General features: G+C 71.8%; 9 protein-coding genes. 4 read left to right on the plus strand and 5 right to left on the minus strand.

Annotated features, from left to right (window positions below; all coding sequences use genetic code 11):
* Window positions 1-58: 58 nt before the first annotated feature.
* Entirely contained in the window at window positions 59-454 is a 396-nt protein-coding gene (locus IE317_RS00510; RefSeq protein WP_191306368.1) for a RidA family protein, read from the minus strand.
* 94 nt (window positions 455-548) lie between these two features.
* Between IE317_RS00510 and IE317_RS00515 the strand changes: the two genes are divergently transcribed.
* Window positions 549-1508 carry a helix-turn-helix transcriptional regulator gene (locus IE317_RS00515; protein ID WP_191306014.1) on the plus strand — a complete coding sequence of 320 codons (960 nt, stop codon included), beginning with the start codon at window positions 549-551 and terminating at the stop codon, window positions 1506-1508.
* Between the two features lie 116 nt (window positions 1509-1624).
* Here IE317_RS00515 and IE317_RS00520 read toward each other — a convergent pair whose 3' ends face one another.
* Window positions 1625-5950: a GH92 family glycosyl hydrolase gene (locus tag IE317_RS00520; RefSeq protein ID WP_191306015.1), complete on the minus strand. Its 4326-nt coding sequence runs from the start codon at window positions 5948-5950 to the stop codon at window positions 1625-1627.
* Window positions 5951-6155: 205 nt separating this feature from the next.
* Here IE317_RS00520 and IE317_RS00525 point away from each other — a divergent pair, with 205 nt between their 5' ends.
* The gene (locus IE317_RS00525) at window positions 6156-6794 is read left to right on the plus strand and encodes a class I SAM-dependent methyltransferase (RefSeq protein ID WP_191306016.1); all 639 of its coding nucleotides are present in this window, start codon (window positions 6156-6158) and stop codon (window positions 6792-6794) included.
* On the opposite strand, the gene IE317_RS00530 is transcribed toward IE317_RS00525, so the two are convergent.
* Window positions 6784-7545, minus strand: a complete 762-nt coding sequence (locus IE317_RS00530; RefSeq protein WP_191306017.1) for a helix-turn-helix transcriptional regulator — start codon at window positions 7543-7545, stop codon at window positions 6784-6786. The two genes, IE317_RS00525 and IE317_RS00530, sit on opposite strands and share 11 nt — an antisense overlap.
* 54 nt (window positions 7546-7599) lie before the next feature.
* Between IE317_RS00530 and IE317_RS00535 the strand changes: the two genes are divergently transcribed.
* On the plus strand, window positions 7600-8565 hold the full coding sequence (locus IE317_RS00535) for a zinc-binding dehydrogenase (protein ID WP_191306018.1): 966 nt from the start codon (window positions 7600-7602) through the stop codon (window positions 8563-8565).
* 24 nt (window positions 8566-8589) lie between these two features.
* Window positions 8590-9315, plus strand: a complete 726-nt coding sequence (locus tag IE317_RS00540) for a dienelactone hydrolase family protein (protein ID WP_191306019.1) — start codon at window positions 8590-8592, stop codon at window positions 9313-9315.
* Here IE317_RS00540 and IE317_RS00545 read toward each other — a convergent pair.
* Both IE317_RS00545 and IE317_RS00550 read right to left on the minus strand, forming a co-directional pair.
* Window positions 9312-10610 (minus strand): M20/M25/M40 family metallo-hydrolase, encoded by a 1299-nt coding sequence (locus IE317_RS00545; RefSeq protein WP_191306020.1) that lies wholly within the window; start codon window positions 10608-10610, stop codon window positions 9312-9314. The two genes, IE317_RS00540 and IE317_RS00545, sit on opposite strands and share 4 nt — an antisense overlap.
* Window positions 10603-11430: a M55 family metallopeptidase gene (locus tag IE317_RS00550; protein WP_191306021.1), complete on the minus strand. Its 828-nt coding sequence runs from the start codon at window positions 11428-11430 to the stop codon at window positions 10603-10605. The genes IE317_RS00545 and IE317_RS00550 overlap by 8 nt, the downstream gene beginning before the upstream one ends.
* Window positions 11431-11556: the final 126 nt, after the last annotated feature.

Here is an 11556-nt window from a genome sequence, read left to right on the forward strand (position 1 = left end):
CCGCCCAGCGTGCTGAAACACTGCTGCCCGCGCCGGGGTGCGGGCAGCAGTGTCCTCATCAGGCGACGGCGGTGCCCTCCAGCTCGACCAGCTGGCCCGGGATCGCCAGCCTGCTCACCCCGAGCATCGTGGTGGCCGGAGCCACCCCGGCCGCGCCCAGCCGCGCCGCCAGCACGCCGTAGTGCGGGAACAGCCCGTCGACGTCGGTGGTGTAGACGGTGAGCCGGACCAGGTTCGCCAGGGACATGCCGGCCTCGGCGAGCACGGCCTCCAGGTTGTCCACGCTCAACGCGAGCTGGGCGGCGATGTCCCCTTCGTGCCGGGGCTTGCCCTCGGCGTCCATCGACGTCTGCCCCGAGCAGTACAGGGTGCGGGTCTGCCCGGAGACGACCTCCCCCTGGTTGAAGCCCAGCGCCAGCGACCACGTCACCGGGTTGACCGCCGTTCGTTCCAGTGCCACATCAGCTCCGTTCGTTGCGAGTACTGCGCCGGGGAGCTTTCCGGGCAATCACGACATCTTGTGTCGTGTATTCGCTACGGTTCTTCGGGTGCGTGCCGATCGCCTGGTGTCCCTGGTGCTCTTGCTGCGCCGGCGCGGGCGGCTGACCGCGGACGCGCTGGCCCGCGAGCTGGAGGTGTCCACCCGCACGGTGCTGCGCGACATCGACGCGCTGTCGGCGGCGGGCGTCCCGGTCTACGCCGAACGCGGCCGGCACGGCGGGTTCGCCCTGCTGCCCGGGTTCCGGACCGAGCTCACCGGGCTGAACCACGACGAGGCACTGGCCCTGCTGACCACCGGCCGAGCGTTCGGCCTCGGCCCGGCGCTGGCCTCGGCGATGCGGAAGGTGGCCGACGCCCTGCCCGAAACCCAGGTGGCCACGGCCGAGCGGTTCCTCGTCGAACCCGAGACGGACCTGCTCTCCCGCCGTCCCGTCATCGACGAGGTCGACCCGGCGACCATGGCCGGGGTCCGCCGCGCGGTCCTGAGCGGTCGCCGGCTGCGGATCCACTACGCGGCCGCGGGCCAGGAACCGCGGTGGCGCACGGTGGACCCGATCGGCCTGGTCACCGTCCGCGACCGCGGCTACCTGCTGGCCACCAGGGCGGGCGCGGACCGGACCTACCGGCTGTCCCGCGTCCTCGCCGCCGAGCCGCTGGACGAACCGGCCGAGCGGCCGGCCGAGGTCGACCTGGCCCGCACCTGGCGCCAACGCTGCGCCGCCTTCCTGGCCGACGGCCACGTCACGGCGCGGGTCCGGGTCCGCCCGGCCCGCAGGGAAGACCTGCTGGGCACGGCGGTGGCGGTCCGCGCCGAGGAGCCCGAGGACGACGGCTGGCTGCGGTTCGAGGTCACCTACCAGGACGCCTGGCACGCGGAGTGGGCGCTGTGGCAGCTGGGCACGGACGCCGAAGCCCTCGCACCCCCGTCCCTGCGCACCGCCCTGCGGGACCGGGCCACGGCGATCGCCACCCGCTACGCCGACCCGACCCAGCGGTGCAGTGAATGACTCATTCCTGGCGTCCGACGTCAGGAATGAGTCATTCACTGCAACCCGGTTCCGGACGAAAAGAGTGAAGGCCACCCCGAGTGACCGGGATGGCCTTCACCGCACTACCGCAAGGGCTACATCTTGGCGCACTGCCCGGCGACCGGGCCGCGCACCGTGTTCGGCAGGTCGTGATCCGTCGGCGCCGGGTCGTTCACCGCGCACGCCAGCGGGCCGCCGACCGTGCTCGACGTCAGCACCGGCCCGTGGTTGCCCGTCAGCGCCACCGGCCCGCCGATGTCGGTCAGCTCGATCGACACCGGCCCGGTCGCCCCGGTGATCGCCACCGGACCGGCCACCTTCGTGCGGTTCAGCACCACCTGAGCCGCACCCGTCGCCGCCAGCGGGCCCTTGACCTGGCCGCCGCGGACGATCAGCGAAGCGCCGCCGCTCACCGTGACCGGGCCGGACACCGTCGCGTTCTCCAGGCACACCGTCCCGCTCGAAACCGACAGCGGGCCGGACGAAGCACCCGTGATCGTCTTCGTGCAGGCCGCGTCCGGCTTGCCCAGCAGCTCGAACTCGGCCAGCTGCGCCGGGGCGCCGGTGCTGGTCGCGGTCACCTCGAGCCGGTAGTAGGCGTAGTGCGCCGGGTCGGCCACCTTGAACGCGCGGGTCTGCTGCCGCCAGCTGAACGCCTGGTTCTCCTGCCGGTCGGCCACCGCCCACGTCTTGCCGTCGTAGGAGCCCTTCAGCACCCAGCTCTTCGGATCACCCGCACCGGTCTGGGACGTCAGCGTGTAGTGCGTGACGGCCTCGTCGGTCGAGTTCAGCTGGTACTGCACGGCCCCGGTGACCGCGGCCTGGGTGCGCGAGGTGTTGTCCACCAGCGCGGCCGCGTTCGAGCCGTCCGAAGTGGACAGCGTCCCCCGGCCCGGGCCGGTCTCGTCGTGCAGCGGCGCCGGAGCGGCGTCACCGGTCGTGATCGACTTCGGCGCGTCTCCCGGGCCGGTGCCCCACGCCGACGGGTTCGGGCCCATGTCGAAGTCGATGACCCCGCCGCGGGCGATCAGGTCGTGCGGCAGCGACGTCGAGGAGTACGCCTTGCCGTTGACCTTCACGCCCTGGACGTAGACGTTCTTCGCGCTGTTCTTCGGCGCGTTGATCACCAGGTCCTTGCCGCCGGCCAGGTGGATCGTCGCCTTCTTGAACAGCGGCGACCCGATCGCGTAGTTCGGGCTGCCCATCTGCAGCGGGTAGAAGCCCAGCGCGCTGAACGTCCACCACGCCGACTGCTCGCCGTTGTCCTCGTCACCCGCGTAGCCCTGGCCGATCTCGCTGCCGGTGTAGAGCCGCGAGAGCGCCTCACGGACCTTCTCCTGCGTCTTGGCCGGCTGGCCGGCGTAGTCGTACATGTAGAGCGTGTGGTGCGAGGCCTGGTTGGAGTGCCCGAGCTGGCCCATCCGGACGTCGCGGGCCTCCCGCATCTCGTGGATCACCCCACCGTAGGAGCCCGGGAAGTTCGCGGTCTCCTGGTCGGCGAAGAACGCATCCAGCTTCTTCGCCAGGCCGGCCTTGCCGCCGTAGAGGTTCGCCAGGCCCTGACCGTCCTGCGGCACGGAGAACGCCATGCCCCAGCCGTTGGTCTCGGTGTAGTCGATGCCCCACACCCGCGGGTCGTAGTCCTGCGGCGACCGGCTGAACTTGCCCGCCGCGTCCCGGCCCTGGAAGAACCCGACACTCGGGTCGAACAGGTTCACGTACTGCTGCGCGCGGCTGGTGAAGTACTCGTAGTTCGCCAGGTACTCCTGCTTGCGCGGGTCGCTCGCCGGAGCTTCGTCGTAGAGCTTCTTCGACAGGTTCGCGATGCCGAAGTCGTTGACGTACCCCTCGATCGACCACGAGAACCCGTGGTCGGCCGTGTTGGGCGAGTAGCCGAGGAAGATGCCCTCGTCGATGCCCTTGCGGCCGACCGCGTTGTTGGGCGGGGTCACCGTCGCGTTCTTCAGCGCCGCGTCGTAGGACGCCTTGACGTCGAAGTTGCGCACGCCCTTGAGGTAGGCGTCGGCGAACGCCACGTCCGAGCTGGTGCCGGTCATCAGGTCGGCGTAGCCCGGCGAGGACCACCGCGAGATCCAGCCGCCGTCGCGGTACTGCTGCACGAACCCGTCGACCATCTTCCCGGCCATGTCCGGCGTGAGCAGCGCATACGCCGGCCAGGTCGTGCGGTAGGTGTCCCAGAACCCGTTGTTGACGTAGGTCTGGCCGTCGACGATCTTCGCCCCGGTCTGCGTCGGGGTGTCCGCCCCGGCCTTCGGCGAGACGAAGCTCGCGTACTGGTACTTGGGCTTCTCCGGCGTGCCGGTGTTCTCGAACCCGGAGTTCGGGTAGAGGAACAGCCGGTAGAGGTTGGAGTACAGCGTCGTGAGCTGGTCCTTCGACGCGCCCTCGACCTCGATCACCTTCAGCTGGTCGTCCCACAGCCGCTGGGCGGCGTCGCGGACGGTGTCGAAGGTCGCGTTCGGCGCGATCTCCTGGGCCAGGTTCTTCTTCGCCTGGTCCACGCTGATCAGCGACGTCGCGATCCGCATGGTCACCGTCTTGTCCGCGCCGGCGGCGAACCGCAGGTAGCCGGTGACGTTGTCGCGGCCCTGGCCGGTGATCTTCCCGCCCGCGGTGACCGGCTTGTCGAAGGTGGCGTAGACGAACATCCGCCCCGCCCCGGCCGACAGGCCGCTCTTGACGTCGGTGTAGCCCGACAGCGTGCCGCTCGCGGTGTCGAGCGTCAGCCCGCCCTGGTTCTTGTAGTTGTCGAAGATCAGGCTCGAGTCACTGCCCGGGAAGGAGAACCGGAACACCGCCGCGTGGTCGGTCGGGGCGATCTCGGTCTTGATCCCGTTCTCGAACTGCACGCCGTAGTAGTGCGCGCGAGCGGTCTCGTTGTCGTGCTTGAACGCCAGCGCGCGGGCGTCGCGGTTGGCGTCCGGCACCCCGGTGGCCGCCGACGGCATCACCTGGAAGGTCTGCCGGTCGCCCATCCACGGGCTCGGTTCGTGGCTGACGCTGAACGCCTGCAGCTCCGGCAGGTTCTGCTCGTTGTTCTGGGAGTGGTAGTTGTACATCCACCGCACGTCGCCGTTGTCGGCGTTCGCGTCGGTCACCGGGGTCCAGAAGTTGAACCCGTGCGGCACCGCGGTGGCGGGGAAGTTGTTGCCGCGGGAGAAGGTGCCGTTGGCCATCGTGCCGCGCGTGGTGAGCACGTTGTCGGTCGGGCGGGTGCTGGCCGGCGGCGTCGGCGTCGCCGAGATCTTCACGTCGTCCAGCCAGCCCTGCAGCGAGCCGGGACCGTCCGGGTTGTCGAACCCGACCAGGATCCGGTCGATCGTCTTGCCCTTGGCCACCGTGCCGATCGCCGAGCGCACCAGGTTCCACTGGTTGGTGTAGAGGACCTTGCTCTTGCCCTGGCCCTCCGGCGTCAGCGGGAACCCGTACTGGTCGGTCGCGCCGAGGTCGCGCAGCCGGGTGCCGTCGGTGAAGACCAGGTCGATCGCCACGTTCGTGCTCTGGTACTTCAGGTCGCCGGTGATGAACTGCGGCTGGACCTTGTAGGACAGCTCGGTCGAGGCCACGACGGGGAGGTTCACGTCGAAGACCTTGTTGTAGGAGAAGCCGTGGGCCTGGGTCTGGCTGCCGGAGTAGCGGAAGGCCTTGAGCCCGGTGAAGCCGACGCGGTTCTTGTTCGTGTAGCCGCTGGTCGGACCGGAATCGGTGAAGGTGCGCATGTTCGGCAGCGGCGGCGGCGCGGGCTCGTCGTTGGCCAGCAGCAGCTCCGAAAGCTGCAGGATCGGGCCGCCGTTGTTGCGCGTGATGTCCAGCCGGAAGTACCGGTAAGCCGGGGTCGGCGCGGCCAGCTTGTAGTCCTTCTGCTGGAACCTCTCGGTGAACACCTGATCGGCCTGCTTGTCCAGGTCGGTCCACGAGCTCGCGTCGTTGGAGCCCTGCAGCGTCCAGTCCCGGGGGTCGCGCTCGGCGAAGTCGTTGGCCGAGGAGATCGCGTAGTGCGTGATCGACGTCGGCTCCGACAGGGTGATCTGCGCCGAGGCCGTCGGGTCCCAGGACAGCCACTTCGTGTCGGTGGTGCCGTCGACGAGGTTGGCGGCGACCTCGCCGCCGCCGGTGTTCTCGCTGGTGGCGCTGGTTGCGGTCACCTTGCCGCGGATGTCGCCGGGGATCGCGGTGCCGTTCGCGCCGTTGATCCCGGACGCGCGGGGCTTGCCCGCCGCGTCGGTGTCGACCGTGTCGGTCCACGTCGGCTGGACGTCACCGGGCTCGAAGGAGGACGAGAAGTCGGGCGGAAGGGCGTCTTCGGCGGCGGACGAGGCCGCGGGGAGGGCGACCAGGCCGGCGGCGACCACAGCGGCGGTCACCAGGAAAGCGACCGGCGGTCTGGCGCTTCGGGGCATCGTTGCTCCAAGCTCGGAGGGCGGATTCAGCAGCGCCGCGCAGGCGGGGACCGGCGGCGCCACCGAAGGGAAACGCGCGGGTGACATCGATGTCAAGACCGCTCGCCAAACCTGGCCGGAATCAGACAACGCGGAAAACACGGCGGCTTTCCGCCCGCACGAAATCCCCTCTCCGCGGCCCGGCGGCCTCGCTATCGTCACGATCATGACGACACCCGAACCCGCCGACCGCGTCCTCGCCCGCGCTTCCCTCGCCGAAGGCGACCCGACCGCCTGGTTCGACCGGCTCTACACCGCCGCCGCCCGCGGCGAGGCCGAGGTCCCGTGGACCCGCGGCAGGCCGAACCCCGACCTGGCCGCCTGGGTCCGCCCCGGCGAAGGCCGCCGGGCCCTGGTGGTGGGCAGCGCGCTGGGCGACGACGCGGAACTGCTGGCGGCCCACGGCTGGGCCGTCACGGCCTTCGACGTCGCCCCGACCGCGGTCGAGGCCGCCCGCGCCCGGTTCCCGGAATCCGCCGTGGACTACGTCGTGGCGGACCTGCTGCACCCGCCGGCCGACTGGGCCCGCGCGTTCGACCTGGTCGTGGAGATCATCAACATCCAGGCCATGCCGCGGGAGTTCCGGCCCGCCGCGGTGGCGTCACTGGCCTCGTTCCTCGCCCCGGGCGGCACGGCCCTCGTCAGCGAGGTGGCGGAGGAAAACCAGGACATGGCGAACTGGCAGGGCCCGCCGTGGCCGTTCAGCCGCGCGGAGGTCGAATCCGTGGCCCAGGACGGCGTCCGGCTGGTCAGCCTGGAAACCATCCACGACGGCGCCCGTTACTGGGCCACCTTCACCCGTTAGCCCGGTGCCGGCCGGGTGTCGTCCCCACCACGGCCGTGAACGCCGCGATGAAGTGGCTCGGGTTCGCCCAGCCGCACGCCCGGGCCGTGGACGCGGTGTCGTGGCCGTCGGCGAGCAGGATCAGCGCGTGGCCGATGCGCACCTGCGTGCGCCACGCGGGGAACGTCATCCCCAGCTCGTCCCGGAACAGCCGGCTGAGCGTGCGCGCGCTCGCGCCGACCCGCTGCCCGAGCTCCGCCAGCGAGGCGGGGTCCCCGGGGTCGGCGTACAGCTGCCGCGCGATCGCCCGCAACCGGTCGTCGCGGGGCTCGGGCAGGTGCAGGGGCTGCTCGGGCGCTTCACGCAGCTCGTCCACCAGGACCCGGCGCAGGCGCGCACTCGCGGCCCGGTCGTACTCGCGCGGGCCCGTGAGCGCGAGCAGCACCTCGCGGGCGAGAGGCGAAGCGGTGAACACGGCGGGACGGCCGGAGACGAGCCGGGCCGACGCCGACGGCAGGAACACGATCCGCATGTCGGTGTGGCCGTGCGCGCGGTGCCGGTGGACGAACCCGGCCGGCGTCCAGGCCACCCGGTTGGCCGGCACGATCGACGTCCCCCGCTCGGTGTGCACCGACAACACGCCCCGGGCCGCGTAGACCAGGTGGCCGCGGTCGTGGGCGGCCGCCTCGCTGGTGCCGCCCGGCGGCCACAGGTGCACCCCACCGGACGGCCAGATCCGCGACGTCGGCTCGGCTTGGCGGATTACGGGCATGACTTGGCATTCTACCGGTGGTCGGCCATCCGATCCGGCGGTGACAGTGGAGGCATGACCACGATGCGAGCGGCAGTGTGTACCCGGGCCGGTGGCCCGGAAGTGCTGGAGATCCGGGAGTTGCCGATTCCGGCGGTGCGGGACGGCTGGAGCCTGGTTCAGGTCAAGGGCGCCGGCCTGAACCGGTCGGAGCTGCGGACCCGGCAGGGGCACTCCCCGGACGTCGTCTTCCCGCGGGTGCTCGGGATCGAATGCGTCGGGACCGTCGCCGTCTCGACCGACCCGCGGATCCCCGAGGGCACCACGGTCGCGGCGGTGATGGGGGAGATGGGCCGCGCCTTCGACGGCGGTTACGCGGAATACGCCCTGCTGCCCGACCCGCTGCTGATGCCGGTCACCACCACCCTGCCCTGGGACGTGCTGGCCGCGCTCCCCGAGACCTACCTGACCGCGCAGGGCGCGCTCGACGCGCTCGGGATCGGCCCGGGCAGCACCGGACGGCTGCTGATCCGCGGCGGCACGTCCTCGGTCGGGCTGGCCGCCGCCGCCATCGCGACCGCCCACGGCCTCGACGTCGCCGCGACCACCCGCCGGCCGGGCAAAGCGGCCGCCTTGACCGGCCACGTGCTCCTCGACGACGGCGGCCCGCTGACCGGCCTGCCGCGGCTGTGGCCCGAGGGCCCGGACTGGGTCCTCGACCTCGTCGGCGCCCGCACGGCGGTGGACTCCCTGCGCCTGGTCCGCCGCGGCGGCACGGTCTGCGTGGCCGGCTCGCTCAGCGGCTGGATCGTCCCGGACTTCGAGCCCATCGCGAAGATCCCCTCCGGCACCAAGCTGACCGCCTTCCACAGCAACGACCGCCAAGGCAGCACGCACCTGCTGCAGCGGATCATCGGCGAAGTCGAGGCCGGCACCTACCACCCGCACGTCGACCGGGTCTTCCGCCTCGGCGACATCGCCGCCGCCCACCGGTACATGGAGGAGGACCGCGCCGCCGGAAAACTCGTCGTCGTGCCCTGACCGGGTGGCCTAGGCTCGGTGATCATGCCCACCCAGTCACTGCAGATCCCCACCGCCGACGGCCAGGCCGACGCCTTCGCCGCGTTCCCCGCCGACGGCGGGCCGCACCCCGGGGTGCTGATGTACCCGGACGGCTTCGGCATCCGGCCCGTGCTGCGGGAGATGGCCGCCGAGCTGGCCGAGCACGGCTACTACGTGCTCGTCCCGAACATCTTCTACCGCCACGGCCCCGCACCGGTGCTCGAACTCCCCGAGCACATCGGCGAAGAGGCCCGGCCCGCGATCTTCGCCCGGCTGATGCCCATGATCGAGGCCCACACCACCGAACGGATCCTGCGCGACGCCGAGGCCTACCTCGAGTTCCTCACCACCCGGCCCGAGGCCGGCCCCGGACCGGTCGCGGTGACCGGCTACTGCATCGGCGGCCTCCTGGCCACGCACACCGCCGCGGCCCACCCCGGCCGGGTGGCCGCCCTCGCCGGGTTCCACGCCCCGGTGGGTGCCGCCGGCCCCGGCGCCCTGCACCGGATCACCGCGCGGGCCCACTTCGGCCACGCCGCGACCGACCTGACGCCCGAGGCCCTCGGCGAACTCAACCGGACCCTGGACGCCGCCGGGCTCGAGTACACCTCCGAGATCTACCCCGGCACCGTCCACGGCTTCACGATGGCCGACACCGACGCCTTCGACCCCGCCGCCCTGAAGCGGCACTGGGAAAGCCTGCTGGCTCTCCTCGACCGCGCCCTCTAGCAGTTCTCGAGGAACCGGGTCAGGACGCGGGTGCCGAAGTGCAGGCCGTCCACCGGCACCCGCTCGTCCACCCCGTGCGCCATCGCCCGGTACGGGAACCCCTTCGGCAGCCACAGCGGCGCGAAGCCGTAGCAGTCGATCCCCAGCTGCGCGAACGCCTTCGCGTCCGTCCCGCCGCCCAGGCAGTACGGCACCACCACGGCTTCCGGGTCCTCCGCCTGCAACGCGCTCGCCATCGCGGTGAACCAGGGCGAGTCCACCGGCGCCTGCACCGGCGGCTGGTGCGCGACGAACTCGCGCGTCACGCCCTCGCCGAGCAGTTCGTCCAGCACGGCGAACAACTCCTCCTCGGTGCCCGGCAGCACCCGCACGTCGACCTGCGCGGTCGCCGTCGAGGGAATCACGTTCACCTTGTAGCCCGCGTCCAGCATCGTCGGGGTCGTGCTGTTGCGGACGGTCGGCAGCACCAGCGAGCCCGCCGGCCCGAGCGCGGCGACGGCCGCGTCCACGGAGTCCGAAGAGGACAGATCGACCGGGACGCCCAGCGCCGCGCCGGTCCGCTCCAGGAACGCCCGCACCGCCGGGGTCAGCGACACCGGCCAGCGGTGCGCGGCGATCCGGTGCAGCGCACCCACCAACCGGGTGACGGCGTTCTCGTCGTTCGGGCGCGAGCCGTGCCCGGCCCGGCCGCGTGCGGTCAGCCGCAGGTGCGCCGTCCCGCGCTCGGCCGTCCCGACCGGGTACAGGTGCACGTCCCGGCCGTCGGCCGCGGGCACGTGGTAGGTGTAGCCACCCGACTCGCTGATCGCCGCGGCGCACCCCTCGAACAACGACGGATGCCGGTCGACCAGCCAGTGCGCGCCCCACTCGCCGCGGTCCTCCTCGTCGGCGACGAACGCCAGCACCAACTCCCGCCGCGGCCGCGCCCCGCCGGCCAGCGCCGCGAGCACCATCGCCACGAAGTCCTTCATGTCGGTCGCGCCGCGGCCCCACAGGTACCCGTCGCGCACCTCGCCGGCGAACGGCGGCACCGACCAGTCCGCCGCGTCCGCCGGGACGACGTCCAGGTGCCCCTGCACCAGCAGCGCCGGCAGCGCCGGGTCGGTGCCCGGTACCCGCGCGATCACGCTCGCCCGGCCCGGTGCGGCCTCCAGGATCCGCGACGGGATGCCCAGGCCGTCCAGGAACGCGGCCACGTACTCCGCCGCCGGGCGCTCCGGGTTCGCGTCGTTGTTCCCGCGGTTGGTCGTGTCGAACCGGATCAGGTCCGCGCACAGCTCGACGACATCAGCCATAGATACCCTGCACCGCCCCCGCCGCGATCGCCGTGACCACCTTGAAGCACTTCATCGCCTCGGTCATGGTCGGCGCGTCGAACCCGACCCGCCGCGTCCCGATCTGCTCCACCGTCGGGATCACCGCCGTCGCCTGGGCCAGGTGGCTGGCGTCGAACTCCACCTCGATCCGGTGCGGGCCGGCCTGCCGTTCCTCCCGGCCGGCCCGGCCCACCGCGTCGGCCGCGGCGCCGGTCAGCAGCTCCGCCGTGCGCGCGGGCGGCAGGCAGATCGCCGCGTACCGGCTCACGCATTCCTTCACCTGGACCAGCTCCGCCTCCGGAGCGTAATCACGGGCGTCGTCACACGTTTTGTCGTCACCCGAAACGAGCAGGACAGGGACCCCGTACTCCGCGGCCATGCCCGCGTTCAGCCGGCCCTCGCTCGCCGGGACGTCGTCCAGCCACACCCCGGTGATCTGGTTCTCCAGGTAGGTGTGGGAAAGCACGCCGTCGAAGCCCGCGCCGGCGTGGTAGCCGAGGAACACCACACCGTCCACACCGGAATCGATGCCCTGCATCATCGACAGCGGCTTGTGCCGCCCGGTGAGCATCCGCGCCCGCGGGTCGAGGTCCTCCAGCAGCAGGTTCCGTTGCGAGGAATGGGCTTCGTTGACCAGCACGTCACTCGCCCCGGCCTCGTACAGCCCGGCCAGCACCGCGTTGACGTCGCCGGTGAACAGGCGCCGGAAGCGGTCCCACTGCGGCGAACCGGGCACGACGTCGTCGGTCCAGGTCACGCCGGTGGCGCCCTCCATGTCCGCCGAGATCAGGATGCGCATGCCGCGCACTCTAGCCAGCACGCCCGGGCCCCGGACGCGGAACGCCGCCATTGCCGGATGTCACTCAGCGTGACGATCAGGGCGTCGATAACGATCGGGCACCTGCCGAGGTGGCAACATATTGCG

The sequence above is a fragment of the Amycolatopsis bullii genome (assembly GCF_014654205.1).
Taxonomy (GTDB): Bacteria; Actinomycetota; Actinomycetes; order Mycobacteriales; family Pseudonocardiaceae; genus Amycolatopsis; species Amycolatopsis plumensis.